This is a genomic window from Streptomyces sp. NPDC015139, from assembly GCF_043079785.1.
GTDB classification, from domain to species: domain Bacteria; phylum Actinomycetota; class Actinomycetes; order Streptomycetales; family Streptomycetaceae; genus Streptomyces; species Streptomyces albidocamelliae.
Genome location: NZ_JBIBUW010000003.1, coordinates 663,067 through 681,723 on the forward strand (window position 1 = coordinate 663,067; position 18,657 = coordinate 681,723).

An 18,657-nucleotide genomic window follows, 5' to 3' on the forward strand; every position below is an offset into this window, starting at 1 on the left:
GCCTTTGCGGGGCAGGGCCGGGCGGCCGGACTCACTTCTTGGCGTCGGACCTGCTGTTCGCGGTGGGGGAATCGCCGTTCCTGCCGTTGTTCTCACGGTTGTCGGCATTGCCGCTCCGGTCGCTGTTGCCGGAGTTGTTCCCCTTGTTGGCGTTCGCGCCGGGCGAGGCCTCGGCGTTCCGCCCCGGCGAGCCCGACGGCCGGGCTGCCCGCGCGATCTGGTCGGCGCAGTAGGAGGCGACCCGGTCGGGTCCGCCCGCCGCCGCCGCCAGCCGCTGCCAGGCCGTCGACTCCAGGGCGTTGCCCCGGGCGCCGGCCCGCACGTAGGTACGGCAGTGGGCCAGGGTGTCCTTCGCGGTGTCCGGGTGCCCCGGCCGGGCGCCGGGAGCGGACGGGGACGCGCCGGCGGAACCGGGCGCGGCGTCGGGGGCCTGCTGGTTCGCGCGCACCGACGGGTGCGCCGACCGCGAGGTGTCCCGGCCGTCCGCCGTACCGGACCCGGCCGAGCCGATCGCGGCGACGGCGACCCCGCCCAGGGCGAGGCTCGCGAGCGCCACCGAGAGCGTGCCCTTCAGCGAGAACCGGACCCGCCGGGCCGCCTTGGGACGCCAGTCGTCCCGCATCCGCGTCCGTGCGCCGTGCACCCCGGACTCGCGGGCGGCTCGGAAGGCGGCCAGCGCCCGGTGCTCGCCCTCGGGTTCGGCACCGGACACGGCACCGTCCGCACGGAGGGCGGCGCCGAAGCCCGCCTCGAACCGGGCGAACTCGGCGGAGTCCGGAAGTCCGGGGGACCGGGTGAGTCCGGGGAGGCTCCGGTGCGCGCGGTGGCGGCGCTCGGGTGCGTCCTGGCGCCCGGAGGCGCCGTCCGGACGGCCGGCCGGATCGGCGGGTCCGGGGGTCCCGGCGTGGGCCGATGGGGAGACGGTGCCGCCAGGGTGTGCCCGCCGGCGGCCGGGCAGCCCGCCGCCGCTGTGCCGTTCACCCATGTCCGTTCCCGTCCCTCTGCGGTCCGCCCGGTCCACCGGACACGGGCGGCCCTCCGACCCCGTCGCGGGGGCCGGAACCGATGGTTCTCCCGTATCCATACGGCCCGTGGCCGTCGCCGTTCATCTCACGGCCTGCGCCGTTCATGTCGACTCCCCCAGCGTGCGGGGGTTCGCATCCGTCACACCCGCGTCCGCCGCGTCCGGCACGCCCAGGTGCCGGGCGAGCCGTTTCAGCCCGCGGTAGGCGGCCGTGCGGACCGCGCCGGGGCGCTTGCCGAGGACCCTGGCGGCGGCGGGGCCGTCGAGACCCACGACGACGCGCAGCAGCACGGCCTCGGCCTGGTCCCGCGGCAGCGCCCGCACCATCTCCAGCGCCCGCTCGGTGGACAGGGACTCCAGCGCCTGGTCGTGCGTGCTGTGCCCGCCGGGAAGGTCCAGCACGCTCTGGTCGAGCGCGGCCGCCCGGGGCCGTACCCGCTGGCGGCGCAGGTGGTCCAGGGCGCGGTGCCGGGCGATGGTCGCGGTCCAGCCGCGGAATCCGGCGCCGTCGCCCTTGAACCGGCCGAGGTCGCGGGCTATCTCCAGCCAGGCGTCGGAGGCCACGTCCTCCGCGTCGTCGCCGACGATGCCCCGCAGATAGCCCAGCAGGCTCGGCTGCACGATCCGGTAGGCCACGGCGAACGCGGTCTCGTCGCCGTCCTGGGCCCGTGCGACGGCGGCTCCCAGTTCCCCGTCCTGCGGCTGCAGGCGGCGGCGTTCCCCTCCGTGGCCCAAGACCGTCCTCGTTCGTGCCGAGTTCATGGCCACCGCGGGGCGCGTCCCTCACGGTGCGACACGCTCCGGCCGTGTCTCCGCCTTCCAGGATCATCAGCGCCGGGCCTCACAGAAATGTCACAGTCCCCGGCCGGACCGGACGGTATCCGCGGTTGTCAGTGCCCTTCCCTACGCTGCTCGCGCACCGACGAGGAAGCACGAGGGAAGGCATCGGCATGGGCGGCAACTGCTGGACGGACACGGGCCCCTACCAGGAGGACCTGGCGGCGGCCTTCCGCCGGGCACAGGCGGAGGAACTGGCCGCGGACGACCACGGCTTCGGCGCCGGCCGGACGGCGGAGGAGCTGTGGTGCGACCCGGACTGGCAGGAGTACATCCTCACCGGCGGCACCGGCTCGGTCCTGGACTTCCCCCTGATGATCGATGCGACGGACCCGGACGACGGCCCCTTCCTGCGCCCGCTGACGGAGGCCGAGATCCGCGCCTTCGCCCCCGGCGGCCGTCCCACCTTCGCCGAGTGGGACGCGGCTCTGGACGACGAGCGGCTGGACTTCCCCGACCGGGCGCAGGGCAGATGCACGGTGCTCTACACGGACGGTGAGCCGACGGCCATCGGCTACTGGGGGTGCACGGCGGACTAGGGCCCGTCGTTCGGATCAGGCCGGCCTTGGCTGACGGTGTCTAGCCGGCCGCCCCGCGACGCGGGCGTGATCCAAACGACAGGCCCTAGCGGGCCGGCCGCGCGTCGAGGAGCCCGCCGACCACCACACCGGTGACGAGGAAGGCGGCCGTCGCGGACAGCAGACCGACCTCGTAGTACGCCGCCGCCGTCGCCCAGGCGGCGGCGCAGGCGGCACCGGCCGCGTCGAGCGCGGCGAGGCCGAGCCGTCCGGCGCCGACCGCCGTGTCGCGCCGCGCCAGGGCGACGGCGGCCACGGCGAGCACCAGGGCCGCCGCACCCGCCACCGCGGGCGTCCCGAACATCACGCCGTACCGGATGGCGAGGGCGGGCACGAGGAACAGGGCGAACCAGTGCCGCAGCGCCTGGCGCACGAAGGCGAGGACGGGGCCCGGCGCGGCCGGCTCGCGCAGCCGGGAGGCGGCACGGCGCAGGCCGGCGAGCGCGAGCACGGCCACCGCGGCGATCGGCAGCCGCTCGCCGAGCCTGCCCAGGTTGTAGAGCAGGGCGGTGTCGTAGACGACGAGGACCAGGGCGCCCAGGGCGCCGAGCGAGCCGATGAGGACCAGCAGTCCCGGCACCGAGGCGGGAGTGCGGGAGGTCTCGCGGTCCCGGGCCGCGAGCCACCGCAGGAGGCAGGGCGTGAGAACGGCCGAGACGGCCCGCACGGCGATGTCGTCGGCCGTGTACGGGTTGCGCAGGTCCCACTCCACCAGGCAGAACACCACCGTGTACGACACGGAGGCCAGCGGCAGCAGCGCCGACCGGGCGATCGCGCGGTACAGCCCCGCGTCGAGCCACCGCACCACGACCGCGAACGCCAGGAGGACGAAGGGGAGTTCGAGGAAGGCCTGGACGCGCAGGACCGACGGGGCGAGGAGTCCGGGCGCGGGGAAGACGTCGGCGAACCGGTGCAGCACGGGGTTTCCCGAGGCGAGGTCGAACCAGCCCGACGGCAGGTACCGCGCGACGAAGGACGGATCGCCGCCGTGCACGCGCAGCACGTACACGGTGAACAGCACCTGGTTGAGGTAGATCAGCGCGGTCACCACCGTGAGCGCGGCGAGCGGCGGCACGCGACGGCCCGGGTACGGCTCCACCGGAGAACTGGGGGCGGCCGCCAGCCGCCTGGCGCGCAGCAGCGCGAGCACGGCGGACACGGCCACCACGGCGTCCACGAACACGCGCGGCCTCACCGCCGGCGCGCCGTGCGGGAAGCCCCGCGCCGGCCCGCCTCGAAGAGCCCCGTCTCCCGCGCGCACGGCGCCCGTTCACCCGCCTCGGTCACGGTCGGATTCTCCTCCGGTCGCCTCCGGGGGTGAACACGGAACGCCGACCCCCTCGTTGACCAAGCGGATGCCGGGTGCGGGGCGTCACGGGTGTCGGGCAGGTGACGTTCGATCAGGGCCGAGCGCTATGTAGGTGGCACCTGTGACAGGTGGTGCTGTCGTGAACATCGTCTAGGGGTGGGTTAGTGAGTCCTCGCAGGACCCGTGCGTACAAACCGCTCAGTCTGAGAAGACGGGCGTGGCTGACGGCCGGGGCGGTCGTGCTGAGCGGTGCGGGCATCGTCAGCTACGCGATGGCCGACCCGCCGGCGCAGTCCGACGGCAAGGGGCAGAGCCGTCGGCCGTCCGTCCACACGCTGAAGCTGGAGAACCGGGGCGCGGGTCGCATCGGGCTGGGCCGCAAGGGCACCGACCGGTTCAGCGCGCTCCTGCTGACCTGGAACGACGCCGACGCCGACGCCAAGGGCACGCCGGAGGTGCGCACCCGGGACCGGGAGAACGGGACGTGGTCCGGGTGGCGGAAGCTGCCGGACGACCCGTACCAGGCCGACGGTGCGGAGGCCGAACGCGCCGGGGACGCGCGGGGCGGCACGGCCTCGCTGTGGACCGGTGACTCCGACGGCGTCCAGGTGCGCCTGGTGAAGTCCGACGGCACCGAGGCGGCGGGCCAGCCGGCCGGCATGGACGTCAGGCTGCTGGACCCCGGCACCGATCCCGCGGGCGGCCCGGAACCGGCCGCCTACGCCGAGGGGACGACGGCACCGGCCGCGACCGACACCGCGTCACCGTCCGACACCTCGTCACCGTCCGACCCGGCGTCGGCCTCCGAATCGGCATCGGTGCCGGCATCGGAGCCGGCCTCCGCGTCCGAGTCGGCCTCCGCCTCCCCCTCGGTGTCCGACAGCGCCTCCGCGTCCGGCTCGCCGTCGGACACCCCCAGCCCGTCCAGCACGGTCCCGGCGCCGCTGCCCTCCACGGTCGCCAAGCCGCCGATCGTCAGCCAGGCCGAGTGGGGCGCCTCGACGGACTACGACGGCACGCCCGACTACGGCACCGAGATCAAGGCGGCCGTCATCCACCACACCGGCGTGGACGGCGACAACAAGCTGTCGTGCGCCGACTCTCGGGCCCGGATGCGCACCATCCAGCAGGAGCACTTCGCCCGCGGCTACTTCGACATCGGCTACAACTTCGTCGTCGACCGCTGCGGTCAGATCTTCGAGGGCCGCAGCGGCGGCATGGACCTGCCGGTGGTGGGCGCGCACGACATCGGGTTCAACACGAACACGGTCGGCATCTCCTACATCGGCAACTACATGACCGCGCACCCCTCGCGGGCCGCCCTCGACTCGATCGCCCGGATCGTGGCCTGGAAGTTCGGCATGTACGGGATCGACCCGGCCGGCAAGGTCACCCTGACCTCCGGCAGCGCCAAGGGCCAGGACGGCAACCTGGTCGGCAAGGACCAGCAGATCACGCTGCCCCGTGTCTTCGGCCACCGGGACACCAACTCCACCGCGTGCCCCGGCGACAACCTCTACAAAAAGCTGCCCCTCATCGCGACGCTCGCGAGCACGCCGGGCGTCGCGCACGCCCTGCCCACCGCGGACTTCGACCGGGACGGCCTGCCCGACCTGGTCGCGGGCACCCCGAAGGGCAACTCGGTGACCATCCTGCCGGGCGGCGTGGACGGCCCCGTGACCTCCCGGAAGGTGACGCTCACCCAGAGCAGCCCGGGCGTGCCCGGCTCCTCCGAGTCCGGCGACGCCTTCGGCACCGCGACGGCCTGGGGCGACGTCAACGGCGACGGCTACGCCGACGTCACGATCGGCTCCCCCGGCGAGGACGACACCACCGGCCACGCCGACCGGGGCCAGGTCACGGTCATGTACGGCCCGGCGTTCAGCAAGGGGTTCTCGTACACCACCTCGGGCAGCGTCACCGCGGCCGGCGCCAGGCTCGGCTCCACGGTCGCGGTCGGTGACTTCGACGCCGACGGCCACGCCGACGTGTTCTCGGCCGGCACCGGCAAGGGCGGCAACTGGAACGCCCGTTCGGCTGCCGGCGCCACCACCTCCGGCACACTGACCACCGCCACCGGTTCCCTCGCCTACCTGGACGCGGCGACGGGTGACTTCAACCGGGACGGATACGCCGACGTCGTCCTCAACTACCGCGACGGCGGCGGTATCGCGCGCGTGGTCCGGTTCGCCGGCTCGGCGAAGGGGCTGACCAAGGCCGGTGTGCTCAGCGTCAAGGGCGGCCGCTCCGTCACCTCGGCCGACTTCGACGCCGACGGCTACGACGACCTGGTGATCGGCCAGCCGTACACCGCCGAGTCCGGCGCCTACAAGGGCGGGCAGGTGACCATGCTCCGGGGCACCTCCACCGGCTTCACCACCACCGGTGCCAAGACCCTCCACCAGGACAGCGGCGGGGTGCCCGGGGCCGCCGAGTCCGGCGACGCCATGGGCGCCTCGGTCTCCGCCGGCGACTTCGACGGCGACGGCTACCCCGACGTGCTGACCGGTCTGCCCGGCGAGGACATCACGCGCGGCGAGGTGAACCGCTCCGACGCCGGCTCGGTGCTGCTCCTCAAGGGCGGCGCCACCGGACTCACCGGCTCCGGCGCGGTCGCGGTCTCCCAGGACACCGCGGGTGTCCCCGGTTCCACCGAGAGCGGCGACCGTCTCGGCTCCTCGGTGTCGCTGACCGATGTGTCCGGCTACGGACGGGCCGACCTCGCGTTCGGCGCGGCCGGTGAGGACGGCGGCGACGGCCTCCTGATGCACCTGCCGAGCGGCAGCACCGGGCTCGGGTACACGCAGACGACCGTGTTCAGCAGGTCGGCGCTCGGTACCGCGACGGGCGCGGCCCTCGGGGCGAACCTGGCGCCGTAGTCACGGGAACGCCGTCCGGCCGGGGCCCCTCGGGCGAGGGGCCCCGGCCGGACGGCTCAGCCGAGGGCGGTCGCGTCCCGGCACAGCAGGCGCAGCGAGCCGTGCCCGTCGAAGCAGCGCCGGGCCTCGTCCACCGGGTCCCACAGCCGGCCGTCCGGGGTGCGCACCCAGTGCTCGCCACCGGTCGCCCACCACTCGGCACCCGTCTGCCGGACGATCACCTCGCCCGCGTAGGCGCCGAAGCCACGCAGCACGTTCTCCACCGCGGCGTACGGCGGTCCCTCACCGCGTATCTCCTCGATCATCCGGTCCACCCGCCACAGGCTCTGCGCCGAGTAGTCGAGCCGCACCCGCGCACCCTCGCGCATGGTCGCGACCGTGTCCGCCGCCCACCGCACGGGCTTCGCCGCGGCGGGCGGCCTGGTCTCCTGCTGTGCTGTCACGTACTGGGCTGTCACATAGGGAAGAGCGAGCCGGGGGTGGCATCCGTCACCGCGATCGGCGACGCTTCACCGACCGTCGCAGGACCGCCCCACGTCCGCCGCACGGCTGACACAGGATCGGCCGGTCCAGCAGGTCCGGGACGCCGCAGACGCCGACGGCCGGAGTGACGGGATCCGTTTTCGCCGGCGGTCTCACGCGCCCGGCAGGACGGTACCCCTGGCCCGGCGGGAGACCACCGCGCGCAGGACCCGGCGCCCCTCGACCGAGATGTCCAGCGCGCGGCGCAGCCCCTGCGGGCCGTGGCCGGCGAGGAGTTCCAGGACGGTGACCTGGCGGCGCAGCTCGGCGGCGACGAGCGGTGGCAGATCGTCCGTCTCCCCCGCCCGTCCGGCGTCCAGGCCGTCGTCGCCGCAGGCCCCCTCTGCGGCGGGGTCGAGCAGCCGGTGGATGCGCAGGGAGGCGACCGAGCAGGCGTCGGCCCAGACGCGGACCGCGTCGGCGGTGCGTTCGGCGGGGGCCGCGTCCAGCATCCGGCGGGCGAGCCGCCCGGCCTCGCCGGTCTCGCCGTCCCCGTCGGGCCCCGCGGAACCGAGCGCGTCGCGGGCCTTCTCCAGGCCGCTCCCCCAGTCCGACCCGTCGGCGAGGCTCGCCCACAGCGGGCGCAGCAGCTCGTCGTCGCCGCCGAGCAGCGGCAGACACCGATCCAAACTGGCCAGACCGCTGGCCGCCAGGCCACGTTCGTCGGCCTGTGCGATCAGTTCCACCAGGCTCATGAAAGCCTCCCTCGCCAGGGCCCATCCGGTACGGAGCCCGCACTTCCCCTTACTGCGTGCGACGGCACGGGAGTGTCACAGGAGGAGGTTTTCGGCCAAGAACCGGACGAGGCGCCTCAGCCCAGCCCGTCCGCCAGCTTCTTGAACCCGGCCCAGGACAGGGCCGGCCTGCCCGGGTCCCACAGCTTCTGGATCGTGGCCCGCAGGGGCATCCGGATGCCGGCGGCGACCTGTCCCTCGCTCTGCGCACCGGGGAAGTCGCTCCACACCGCGAACGAACCGCCGAGGATCTGGCCGTCGTAGCGCGCCGGCACGGCGGTCGTGCCGCGCAGCACGCGCGGGTTCCACTGCTCGTAGATGCGCTGTCCCGTCGGGTACACGAAGGTCTGCGGCTGCCCGAGCACGTAGTAGAGGTACTCGTCGTTGTAGTTGAGCACCTTGCGTCCCGCGCTCAGGTACTCCACCGGCTGGCGTGCCCCGATCTCCTTGCCGGTCCAGTAGGCGACCTGGAGGTCCTTGGCCGGCTGCACGGAGGTGCCGCGGTAGAAGCCGTCGTTCCACGCCCGCATGGTCCGGTCGTGGGCCCGGACGGTGTCGGCGCGGTCGTTGAGCCAGCCGGTGGCGAGGTCGGCGACGGTGCCGCCGGAGCCGTAGGCCTTCCGGGCGGCGGCGGCCAGCTGCGGATACGAGGCCTGCGGGTCCTTCACGGTCAGCGCCTGGTACTCGTCGCCGCCGAGGTGCCACTGGCTCCCGGGGAAGACCCCCGCGTACTCGTTCAGCAGATCGTCGACGAGTTTCGCGGAGCCCGGCTCGGAGATGTCGATCGCGCCCTTGGTCGGCACCCCGCTCGCGTTGCGCAGCTGGAGTTCCGGGTGGGCCGCGAGGACGGCGCCCAGGTGCCCCGGTGAGTCGATCTCGGGGACGACGGTGATGTGCCGGCTGTTCGCCAGGTCCACGATCTTCTTGACCTGCGCCTTGGTCAGGTGGTCCCGGGAGACGATCTCGGGGTGGCTGCCGGACTCGATCCGGAAGGCCTGGTCGTCGGAGAAGTGCAGCCCCAGCTCGTTGTACTTCAGGTCGCCGAGCTCGCGTATCCGGTCCTCGATCCACGCGGCGCTGTACGGCTTGCGCGCGATGTCCACCATGAACCCGCGCCGCGGCTTGGCGGGCTCGTCGCGGACGACGCCCTCCGGTGCCGTGCCGCCGCCGTGGACCTCCTGCTTCAGGGTGCGGGTGCCGTAGAAGACCCCCGCCTCGCCCGGCCCGCTGATCTCGACCCGCCCGCCGCGGACGGTCATCGCGTACGACTCCTGGTTCCCGCCCCCGCCGCCGAGCGCGAGCCGCACGTCACCGGCCCGTACGTCGTCCTTCTCCCCCGCGTAGGCGAGCCCCAGCTCGCCGGCTATCAGACGCCCCTCGTCGGCCAGCGCGGCGTCGCCGACGACCACCCGTTCGCCGTGCCGGGGTTTCCAGCCCGGGCCCCGTGCCGGCGTGTGGGAGCGCACGGCCGGGATGGTGCGCGGCGCCTCGGACATCGGATAGGAGCGGCTGGGCTTCGGACTCGCCGACGGGGTGGCCGCCGCGCCGGACGCGGCGTCCCGCCCGGCCGGCTCGCCGTCGGTCGCCGCCCACACGCCCACGCCCGTGCCGAGCGCGACCGTACCGACCACCGCGGCGGCGACCACCGCCCGCTTCCGTATCGCTTGCCTCGCCGGTCCCCGGCGCCTGTGCTGGGTCACCCTGCCAACGTACGACCGATCGCCGCCCCGTTCGTCACCCGGGCGCTCCGAAACTCTCCCGTCCGGGTGAAATTCAGGTATCACACGGACACACAGTGACCACTCTCGATAACCTGACGACACACATTTCACAGCATCCCCCTGCCACACCACATGTGACGCGAGGACCTACGCTGCCCGCCCACCACCTGCCGTATCTCCCCAAACCCCTCGACGCCTTCAACACGGCGTCGGGCGCCGAGGCGCGCGCGCTTCTGCTGCACTGCCTGGACAGCCTGCGCTGGTCCCACCGGATCGCGGACCACCGCCCCTATCCCGACGTGGAGGCCCTGCTGGCCGCGGCGGACGAGGCGGCGTACGACCTCTCCCCGGCCGACCTGGCGGAGGCCCTGGCCGGCGAGTCGCTCCCGGAGCTCCCCGAGGACACCTACTCGGCGGCCCACATGGCCCTGAGCGCGGCCCACGCGGCCTACGAGGCCAGATTCGGACACGCGTTCGTCATCTCCCTGGGTGACGTGCCGCCGGAGGAGGCCCTCGACCACATCCTCCAGGGCATCCGGTCACGATTGGCGAACGATCCGGAGGAGGAGCGGGTCATAGCGGCCGAGGAGCTCCGGCGCCTCGCACGGGAACGGCTGCTGCTCCTGCTCAGGGCCGCGCGCAACTGCGCGACCAGCTCAAATGCCCCCTCACCCGGCAAATAGCGCAAGAACCCACCCCGGCGGTGGCCCCCGCTAGCCCAACCGCGTGCCACTTTGATCACACCGGTAGGCCCCCCGTCAGGCACGGCGCGGCGCATCGCTACGATGCTGGGGGCCGGTGGACCGTACCCGGCCGGGCCCGACCGACAGTGAAGCCGGCGCGGCCCTAGTCCCCGCTCCCGGAGGGTTCTTCCGTGCCGGCTGGAACGCTGTACCGCGGCCGGGAAGGAATGTGGTCCTGGGTGGCTCACCGAGTCACCGGCGTCCTCATCTTCTTCTTCCTGTTCGTTCACGTGCTGGACACCGCTCTCGTGCGTGTCTCCCCAGAGGACTACGACAAGGTCGTAGCCACGTACAAGACGCCGATCGTCGCGCTGCTGGAGTACGGCCTCGTCGCCGCAATCCTCTTCCACGCGCTCAACGGCCTGCGCGTCATCGCCGTCGACTTCTGGTCGAAGGGCCCGCGCTACCAGAAGCAGATGTTCTGGACCGTGATGGGTGTCTGGATCGTGCTGATGGCAGGGGCTATCTACCCCGTCCTCGGCCACGCCGCCCGTGTCCTCTTTGGGAGCTGACGCCGATGTCCACGACTGAAACCCCCGCGTCCGGAGTCGGCCCCGTCGAGGGCGCCCCCGTCTACACCGTCGACAACCCGGCCCCGCTGATCGAGGCGCCGCGCAAGCGCACCAAGAAGTCCCCCAAGTCGACCCGGGGCAACTTCGAGCTGGCCGCGTGGCTCTTCATGCGCCTGTCCGGTGTCGTGCTGGTCGTCCTCGTCATCGGCCACCTGCTGATCCAGCTCGTGCTGGACGGCGGCGTCTCCAAGATCGGCTTCGCCTTCGTGGCCGGCCGCTGGGCCTCCCCGTTCTGGCAGGTCTGGGACCTGCTGATGCTGTGGCTGGCCATGCTGCACGGCGCCAACGGCCTGCGGACGGTCATCAACGACTACGCCGAGCGGCCGAACAGCCGGCTGTGGCTCAAGGGCCTGCTCTACACCGCCACGGTGTTCACCATCCTGCTGGGCACGCTGGTGATCTTCACCTTCGACCCGAACATCCGCTAGGCACGGGGCTGCGAGAATCATGAAGATCCACAAGTACGACACCGTCATCGTCGGCGCCGGTGGCGCGGGCATGCGCGCCGCCATCGAGTCGACGAAGCGCAGCCGCACCGCCGTGCTGACCAAGCTCTACCCCACCCGCTCCCACACGGGCGCCGCGCAGGGCGGCATGGCCGCCGCGCTGGCCAACGTGGAGGAGGACAACTGGGAGTGGCACACCTTCGACACGGTCAAGGGCGGTGACTACCTGGTCGACCAGGACGCCGCCGAGATCCTGGCGAAGGAGGCCATCGACGCCGTCCTCGACCTGGAGAAGATGGGCCTGCCGTTCAACCGGACCCCGAACGGCACCATCGACCAGCGCCGCTTCGGCGGTCACTCCCGCAACCACGGCGAGGCCCCGGTCCGCCGGTCCTGCTACGCCGCGGACCGCACCGGACACATGATCCTCCAGACGCTGTACCAGAACTGCGTCAAGGAGGGCGTGGAGTTCTTCAACGAGTTCTACGTCCTCGACCAGCTGATGACCGAGGTCGACGGCGTCAAGAAGTCGGCCGGTGTCGTGGCGTACGAGCTGGCCACCGGTGAGATCCACGTCTTCCAGGCGAAGTCCGTGATCTACGCCTCCGGCGGCACCGGCAAGTTCTTCAAGGTGACCTCCAACGCGCACACCCTCACCGGTGACGGCCAGGCCGCCGTCTACCGCCGGGGCCTGCCGCTGGAGGACATGGAGTTCTTCCAGTTCCACCCGACCGGCATCTGGCGCATGGGCATCCTCCTGACCGAGGGTGCGCGCGGTGAGGGCGGCATCCTCCGCAACAAGGACGGCGAGCGCTTCATGGAGAAGTACGCGCCCGTCATGAAGGACCTCGCCTCCCGTGACGTCGTCTCCCGCTCCATCTACACGGAGATCCGCGAGGGCCGCGGCTGCGGTCCCGAGGGCGACCACGTCTACCTGGACCTGACCCACCTGCCCCCGGAGCAGCTGGACGCCAAGCTCCCGGACATCACCGAGTTCGCGCGTACGTACCTCGGCATCGAGCCCTACACGGACCCGATCCCGATCCAGCCGACCGCGCACTACGCGATGGGCGGCATCCCGACGAACGTCGAGGGTGAGGTCCTGTCGGACAACACCACCGTCGTCCCGGGTCTGTACGCGGCCGGCGAGGTCGCCTGCGTGTCGGTGCACGGCGCCAACCGCCTCGGCACCAACTCGCTGCTGGACATCAACGTCTTCGGCCGCCGCGCCGGCATCGCCGCCGCCGAGTACGCCCACACGGCGGACTTCGTGGAGCTGCCGGAGAACCCGGAGTCCCTGGTCGTCGAGCAGATCGAGCGGCTGCGCACCTCCACCGGCAACGAGCGGGTGGCGACCCTGCGCCGCGAGCTGCAGGAGACCATGGACGCCAACGTCATGGTGTTCCGCACCGAGCAGACGATCAAGACGGCGGTCGAGAAGATCGCCGAGCTGCGTGAGCGCTACAAGAACGTGGCGATCCAGGACAAGGGCAAGCGGTTCAACACGGACCTCCTCGAGGCGATCGAGCTGGGCAACCTGCTCGACCTGGCCGAGGTCATGGCCGTCTCGGCCCTGGCCCGCAAGGAGTCCCGCGGCGGTCACTACCGCGAGGACTACCCGAACCGCGACGACGTCAACTTCATGCGGCACACCATGGCGTACCGCGAGGTCGGCGCCGACGGTTCGGAAACCGTCCGTCTCGACTACAAGCCGGTCGTCCAGACCCGCTACCAGCCGATGGAGCGTAAGTACTGATGGCAACCCCCGTTCTGGACAAGGAAGAGGCGGCCGGCCGCCCCGAGCCCGGATTCGCCGACTCCCCCTACATCACGGTCACCTTCCGGATCCGCCGGTTCAACCCGGAGGTCTCGGCGGAGGCCGTCTGGGAAGACTTCCAGCTGGAGATCGACCCGAAGGAGCGTGTCCTCGACGGCCTCCACAAGATCAAGTGGGACGTCGACGGCACCCTCACCTTCCGCCGCTCGTGCGCGCACGGCATCTGCGGCTCGGACGCGATGCGGATCAACGGCAAGAACCGTCTGGCCTGCAAGACGCTGATCAAGGACATCAACCCCGAGAAGCCGATCACGGTCGAGCCCATCAAGGGCCTCACGGTCCTGAAGGACCTGGTCGTGGACATGGAGCCGTTCTTCCAGGCGTACCGGGACGTCATGCCGTTCCTGATCACCAAGGAGACGAACGAGCCGACGCGTGAGCGCCTGCAGTCCGCCGAGGACCGCGAGCGCTTCGACGACACGACGAAGTGCATCCTCTGCGCGGCCTGCACCTCCTCCTGCCCGGTGTTCTGGAACGACGGCCAGTACTTCGGTCCGGCCGCGATCGTGAACGCCCACCGCTTCATCTTCGACAGCCGTGACGAGGCGGGCGAGCAGCGTCTGGAGATCCTCAACGACCGCGACGGCGTGTGGCGCTGCCGCACGACGTTCAACTGCACGGACGCCTGCCCGCGCGGTATCGAGGTCACGAAGGCGATCCAGGAAGTCAAGCGCGCGCTGATCACGCGCCGCTACTGATCCCCGGGATCGACTCGCTTCGAGGGCCCCGTCTCCTCCCGGAGGCGGGGCCCTCCGGCATATGCCCCACGATCGGGTGAACGTGGCGGCGAAGGACGACTCGTTCTTCTCCTGCTTACGATGATGCTCTCGACACCCGCCCACGGGAGGCACCTGATGTCCGCAGCATCCGTCGAGCAGCCCTTCGAGCACGAAGAGCCGGTCAGCCTCGCGACCATCGCCGACGAGATCATGGAGCGCCATCCGGGCTACCGCGTCGAGATCATCGGAGGATTCCTCCTCGTGACCCCGTCCCCGGACGTGCCCCACGCCCGCGCCCTGACCAAGCTGATGCGCCCCTTCATCGCGGCAGGACTGGACGACGGCGAGACCGAAGTCCTGCAGAACGTGGGGCTCTGGCTCCCCACCGGGGACGAGGACTACGCCATCCCCGACCTCGTCGTGGTGGACGCCGACATCGACGACCACCTCGTCGAGAACAACGCGTACGACCCGGCGTGCTTCCGCCTCGTCCTGGAGGTCACCTCCAGGAACTGGAAGAACGACATGAAGACCAAGGTCGCCGCCTACGCCGAGGCCAAGGTCCCGGTGTACGTGATCGTCGACCGCAAGCACCAGCGCGTCCACGTCCTCACCGACCCGGCGGGAGACACCTACGAGCACCACCGCCCCTACGCCCCGGGGGAAACCGTGTCGCTCCCCGACTCCATCGGCGCCAAGGTCACCCTCGACGTGACCGAGATCCTCGCGGCGGGCCGTCCCCGGCCGGCGCAGGACGCGCAAGGCCGCGGCTGACGCGACACGGCCGCCCGGGCCCCCTGCCGAGCCCCACCGGACATCCGCTCCGGTGGGGCTCCTCGCATCCGTGCGGCACGCCTTCTAATCTGACGACATGTCAGACGAAGAGTCGTACGAACTGCTCGGTTTCGACAACGTCCTGCTTCCCGTCGGCGACCTCGCCGAGGCCGTCGGGTTCTACGAGCGGGCCGGGTTCACCGTGGCGTTCCGGTTCGACGAGGCCGGGATCGCCCTGCTGCGGGTCGGCGGGGAGACGCCCGGCATCCTGCTGCGCGCCGAGGAGGCGCTGAGCCGTCGCACGCCGCCCTGGGCCTCCCCGCGCCTGTGGCTGGAGGTGCCGGACGCCCGCGCGGCGGCACGGCACCTGGCCGCCGCGGGCATCGAACCCCTGGACCAGGCGTTCCAGGAAGCCACCGGCTGGACCGTGGAGATCGCCGATCCCTGGGGCAACATCCTCGGCCTCACGGACTACACCAAGCGCCCGGAGCTGGGCCGCAGGGCCTGAGCCCACACCCCCGCCGAGCCCGCCCCGGCCGGCCCGTCCGGTTGAGTTGAACATGTTCAAAAGCAGGGCTAGAGTCATCCCTGTCAGCGTTTTGAACGCGTTCAAGAAGGGGTGGGGCATGGACCGCACCGTCATCGCCTACGTCATCTACCTGGTCGTCAGCGTCGCGCTGACCGTCTGGGTGGCCCGCACGCTCAGCCGCAACGGCCGGGTCTTCCTCGCCGACGTCCTGCGCGGCAACGAGAAGCTCGCGGACGCCGTCAACCACCTCCTGGTGGTCGGCTTCTACCTGGTCAACCTCGGCTTCGTGGCGCTGTACCTCGGGGACGACGAGACGATCGAGGACACCCGCGGCGTCTTCGAGGCCCTGTCGACCAAGCTGGGCGTGGTCCTGCTGGTGCTCGGCGTGATGCACCTGGGCAACGTGTACGTGCTCAACAGGATCCGCCGGCGGGGGGTGATGGACCGGGAGCAGCTGCCCCCGGTCGCCCCGCAGGAGTGGATCGCCCCGACGGCCGGCGCGTGACCGGCATGACCGCCACGACCGCCGCACCGGGCCGGGGTGCCGCGCGCACCCCGGTCCGCGGGCTCACCGTCCTCTACGACGCGGAGTGCGCACTCTGCACCCATCTGCGCGGCTGGCTGGAGCGTCAGCCGCAGCTGGTCCCGCTGGAGTTGCTGCCGGCGGGCTCGGCCGGGGCCCGTGCCCGCTTCCCCGGACTCGACCACGCCGCCACCCTCGACGAGGTCACCGTCGTCGGCGACTCCGGGCAGGTCTACCGGGGCTCCCGCGCCTGGATCGTCGTCCTGTGGGCCCTGCGCGAACACCGGCCGCTCGCCCACCGGCTGTCCACCCCGGCAGGCGCCGTACTGGCCCGCGGGGCGGTGCTGGCGGCGGCGAAATGGCGCGGCGCCCAGTGGCAGGGACAGGCGCGCGGCGGACAGTGGGGAGGCCAGGTGTACCGGCGCGGCGACGGATGGGTCTACCGCCCGGACAGCGGCTGGACCTACGAGCCGCCGTCCTGCGCCGACGGCGGCTGCCCGACTCGTTAGGCTCTTCTCTCGTGCCCGCGAAGAACGACGGCCCCGAGGCCGGCCCCCAGAGCAAGTCCGAGCAGACCCGTGCGCTGATCCTGGAGACCGCGATGCGGTTGTTCCAGGAACGCGGGTACGACAAGACGACCATGCGGGCCATCGCCACGGAGGCCGGGGTCTCCGTGGGCAACGCCTACTACTACTTCGAGGGCAAGGAACACCTGATCCAGGGGTTCTACGACCGGATCGCCGCCGAGCACCGGGAGGCGGTACGCGAGGTCCTCGCCCGCGAGACCGACCTGGAGGCACGGCTCGCCGGCGTGCTGACCGCGTGGCTGGACATCGCCAAGCCGTACCACGAGTTCGCCGTGCAGTTCTTCAAGAACGCCGCCGACCCCGACAGCCCGCTCAGCCCCTTCTCCCCGGAGAGCGAGCACGCCCGGGAGCAGGCCATCAGCGTGCACCGGGAGGTGCTCGCCGGCTCCAAGTCCAAGGTCGCCCCCGAACTGCGGGACGTCCTGCCCGAGTTGATGTGGCTCTCGCAGATGGGACTGGTCCTGTACTGGGTCTTCGACCGCACGCAGGAGCGGGAGCGCAGCTACCGGCTGGCCCGGCGCGGGGCCCGGCTGACCGCGCGCGGTGTCGCCCTGGCCCGGTTCCGCGTCCTGCGCCCGCTCGTCCTGGAGGTCCACGAGCTGTTCACGGACTTCCTGCCGGGCATGACGAAGGTGCTGCCGGACCCGGGCCGCGACCGGGGCGAGTGACGGCCCCGGCCGGGGACCGGCCGATCAGATCCACGACAGTCGCCACAGCCGGAACACGCCCGTGCCGTCGTCCAGGTACTGCCCACCGCCGACGTCCTCGGTGCTGACCACGTACTCCTTGCGCTGCCAGAGCGGGATCAGCGGCACGTCCTCGGCCACGTCGGCCTGGATGTCACGGAAGTCGTTCGCGGCGCGGCTGCGGTCGGCGAACTGCTGGCTGTCCAGGATGAGATGGTCGACCACCTTGTTGCTGTACCCGGTGGCCATCGTGGAGCCGGTGCCGACGAGCGCGGCGCCGAAGGTGTCCGGGTCGGGATAGTCGGCCACCCAGCCGACCGCCCACGCGTCCATCTTCCCCGCGGCCCAGCTCTTCTGGAAGTCGGTCCACTCGTAACCCTTGACGTCCACCTTGAACAGGCCGCCCGTCTCCAGCTGCTTCTTCAGCGAGGCGGCCTCCTCCTTGCCGGCGCCGCGCCCGATGCCGTAGCCGAAGGTGAACCGCACCGGCAGGGTGACCCCGGCCTGGGTGAGCAGCGCGCGCGCCTTCTTGACGCTCTGCTTCGGGTAGCCGTCGAAGAACGCCGTGGTGTGGCCGGTGATGCCGGTCGGGATCAGCGAGTACAGCGGGTCGACCGTGCCCTCGTAGACCGTCGCCGCCAGTTCCTCGCGGTTGACCAGCCAGGCCATCGCGCGGCGCACCAGCGCGTCGTGCAGCGGGGAGCCCGCGCGGGTGTTGAGGTACAGGTTGCGGGTCTCGGCGCTGTCCGACTCGGTGATCCGCATTTCGGGGTCGCTCGGGTTCAGGTCCGCGAGCAGGTCCGGTGACAGCGTCCGGGTGGCGACGTCGACCTGCCGGGCCTTCCAGGCACCGTCCAGCTTCTTGGAGTCGGCGTAGTAGCGCAGCGCGATCGGGCGGCCGGTGCCGTCGAGGTAGCCCCGGTAGCGCGTGTTCGGCGCGAGGTCGGCCCGCTGGTCCTTGGCGTATCCGGTCAGCGTGTACGGGCCGGTGCCGTCGACCGAGTCGCCGGTGCGCAGGGCGCGCGCCGGGTACTTCTCCTTGTCCACGATCGAGCCGGCGCCGGTGGCGACCTTCAGCGGGAACGTGGCGTCCGGGGACGACAGGTGGAAGGTGACGGTGCGCGCGCCGTCGGCGGTCACCGAACCGAGCGTGGAGAACAGGGACGCCGGTCCGACGTCCGAGTTGATCTTCTTCACCCGGTCGAAGGAGAACTTCACGTCCTCGGCCGTCATCGCGCGCCCGCTCGGGAAGCTGATCCCCTCGCGCAGGGTGCACCGGTACGTCTTCAGCCCGCTGCCCCGGAACGCGCAGCTCTGCGCCGCGTCCGGTACCGGTTCGACCCCGCCGGGCTCGAAGGTCAGCAGCGTCTGGAAGACGTTGCTGAACAACGCCCAGGAACCGGCGTCGTAGGCACCGGCCGGGTCGAGCGCCGTGACGGCGTCCGTCGTCCCGACGGTGATGGTCTTGTTCTTGTTGCCCTGCGACGGCAGCAGTTGCCAGCCGCCCACCCCCACGACCGCGAGCACGAGCAGCGTCATGAGAATGCGCATGCGAACAGATCGCATGGTGGTGCCCTCCCCAGGCCCCATGGGGGCCCTACCCCTGGCCAGCACGAAATCGCGCCACTCCCCTAAGC

19 protein-coding genes are annotated in these 18,657 nt (G+C 71.8%); 12 read left to right on the top strand and 7 right to left on the bottom strand.

Features of this window, described 5'->3' with window-relative positions; translation table 11 throughout:
* Positions 1–31: 31 nt before the first annotated feature.
* A complete protein-coding gene (locus ACF08B_RS11750) occupies positions 32–985 on the bottom strand; it encodes a hypothetical protein (protein WP_392317166.1) in 954 nt (317 codons plus the stop codon).
* Positions 986–1,126: 141 nt separating this feature from the next.
* A complete protein-coding gene (locus tag ACF08B_RS11755) occupies positions 1,127–1,759 on the bottom strand; it encodes an RNA polymerase sigma factor (protein ID WP_392317167.1) in 633 nt (210 codons plus the stop codon).
* A 215-nt stretch (positions 1,760–1,974) separates the two neighbouring features.
* Between ACF08B_RS11755 and ACF08B_RS11760 the strand changes: the two genes are divergently transcribed.
* Entirely contained in the window at positions 1,975–2,400 is a 426-nt protein-coding gene (locus ACF08B_RS11760; RefSeq protein WP_392317168.1) for a hypothetical protein, read from the top strand.
* An 85-nt stretch (positions 2,401–2,485) separates the two neighbouring features.
* Here the strand turns inward: ACF08B_RS11760 and ACF08B_RS11765 are convergent, their stop codons facing one another.
* On the bottom strand, positions 2,486–3,622 hold the full coding sequence (locus ACF08B_RS11765; RefSeq protein ID WP_392317169.1) for a hypothetical protein: 1,137 nt from the start codon (positions 3,620–3,622) through the stop codon (positions 2,486–2,488).
* A gap of 290 nt (positions 3,623–3,912) precedes the next feature.
* On the opposite strand from ACF08B_RS11765, the gene ACF08B_RS11770 reads away from it, so the two are divergent.
* Positions 3,913–6,627: an FG-GAP-like repeat-containing protein gene (locus ACF08B_RS11770; RefSeq protein WP_392317170.1), complete on the top strand. Its 2,715-nt coding sequence runs from the start codon at positions 3,913–3,915 to the stop codon at positions 6,625–6,627.
* 56 nt (positions 6,628–6,683) lie between these two features.
* On the opposite strand, the gene ACF08B_RS11775 is transcribed toward ACF08B_RS11770, so the two are convergent.
* The 3 genes from ACF08B_RS11775 to ACF08B_RS11785 form a co-directional block, all read right to left on the bottom strand.
* Positions 6,684–7,070, bottom strand: a complete 387-nt coding sequence (locus ACF08B_RS11775; protein WP_392317171.1) for a hypothetical protein — start codon at positions 7,068–7,070, stop codon at positions 6,684–6,686.
* A gap of 192 nt (positions 7,071–7,262) precedes the next feature.
* Positions 7,263–7,844 (bottom strand): hypothetical protein, encoded by a 582-nt coding sequence (locus ACF08B_RS11780; RefSeq protein ID WP_392317172.1) that lies wholly within the window; start codon positions 7,842–7,844, stop codon positions 7,263–7,265.
* A gap of 116 nt (positions 7,845–7,960) precedes the next feature.
* Positions 7,961–9,583, bottom strand: a complete 1,623-nt coding sequence (locus ACF08B_RS11785) for a glycoside hydrolase family 20 protein (protein WP_392317173.1) — start codon at positions 9,581–9,583, stop codon at positions 7,961–7,963.
* A 155-nt stretch (positions 9,584–9,738) separates the two neighbouring features.
* On the opposite strand from ACF08B_RS11785, the gene ACF08B_RS11790 reads away from it, so the two are divergent.
* From ACF08B_RS11790 to ACF08B_RS11835, 10 genes are all read left to right on the top strand, one after another.
* Positions 9,739–10,287, top strand: a complete 549-nt coding sequence (locus ACF08B_RS11790) for a 2-oxo-4-hydroxy-4-carboxy-5-ureidoimidazoline decarboxylase (protein WP_093475285.1) — start codon at positions 9,739–9,741, stop codon at positions 10,285–10,287.
* Positions 10,288–10,478: 191 nt separating this feature from the next.
* Positions 10,479–10,859, top strand: a complete 381-nt coding sequence (gene sdhC, locus ACF08B_RS11795; protein ID WP_037856824.1) for a succinate dehydrogenase, cytochrome b556 subunit — start codon at positions 10,479–10,481, stop codon at positions 10,857–10,859.
* Positions 10,860–10,864: 5 nt separating this feature from the next.
* Positions 10,865–11,347 carry a succinate dehydrogenase hydrophobic membrane anchor subunit gene (locus ACF08B_RS11800; protein ID WP_073888838.1) on the top strand — a complete coding sequence of 161 codons (483 nt, stop codon included), beginning with the start codon at positions 10,865–10,867 and terminating at the stop codon, positions 11,345–11,347.
* 19 nt (positions 11,348–11,366) lie between these two features.
* Positions 11,367–13,121, top strand: a complete 1,755-nt coding sequence (gene sdhA, locus ACF08B_RS11805; protein WP_392317174.1) for a succinate dehydrogenase flavoprotein subunit — start codon at positions 11,367–11,369, stop codon at positions 13,119–13,121.
* Positions 13,121–13,900, top strand: a complete 780-nt coding sequence (locus ACF08B_RS11810) for a succinate dehydrogenase iron-sulfur subunit (protein ID WP_073888834.1) — start codon at positions 13,121–13,123, stop codon at positions 13,898–13,900. Before sdhA ends, ACF08B_RS11810 begins: the two co-directional genes overlap by 1 nt.
* A gap of 156 nt (positions 13,901–14,056) precedes the next feature.
* On the top strand, positions 14,057–14,695 hold the full coding sequence (locus tag ACF08B_RS11815) for a Uma2 family endonuclease (RefSeq protein WP_392317175.1): 639 nt from the start codon (positions 14,057–14,059) through the stop codon (positions 14,693–14,695).
* A 97-nt stretch (positions 14,696–14,792) separates the two neighbouring features.
* A complete protein-coding gene (locus tag ACF08B_RS11820) occupies positions 14,793–15,203 on the top strand; it encodes a VOC family protein (protein ID WP_392317176.1) in 411 nt (136 codons plus the stop codon).
* A gap of 118 nt (positions 15,204–15,321) precedes the next feature.
* Positions 15,322–15,729 carry a hypothetical protein gene (locus tag ACF08B_RS11825; RefSeq protein WP_392317177.1) on the top strand — a complete coding sequence of 136 codons (408 nt, stop codon included), beginning with the start codon at positions 15,322–15,324 and terminating at the stop codon, positions 15,727–15,729.
* A 5-nt stretch (positions 15,730–15,734) separates the two neighbouring features.
* Positions 15,735–16,256: a thiol-disulfide oxidoreductase DCC family protein gene (locus tag ACF08B_RS11830; RefSeq protein ID WP_392317178.1), complete on the top strand. Its 522-nt coding sequence runs from the start codon at positions 15,735–15,737 to the stop codon at positions 16,254–16,256.
* An 11-nt stretch (positions 16,257–16,267) separates the two neighbouring features.
* Positions 16,268–17,002, top strand: coding sequence for a TetR/AcrR family transcriptional regulator (locus ACF08B_RS11835; RefSeq protein WP_392317179.1), 735 nt, complete (start codon positions 16,268–16,270; stop codon positions 17,000–17,002).
* 24 nt (positions 17,003–17,026) lie between these two features.
* Here ACF08B_RS11835 and ACF08B_RS11840 read toward each other — a convergent pair whose 3' ends face one another.
* Positions 17,027–18,571, bottom strand: coding sequence for an ABC transporter substrate-binding protein (locus tag ACF08B_RS11840; protein WP_392317180.1), 1,545 nt, complete (start codon positions 18,569–18,571; stop codon positions 17,027–17,029).
* Positions 18,572–18,657 lie beyond the last annotated feature (86 nt).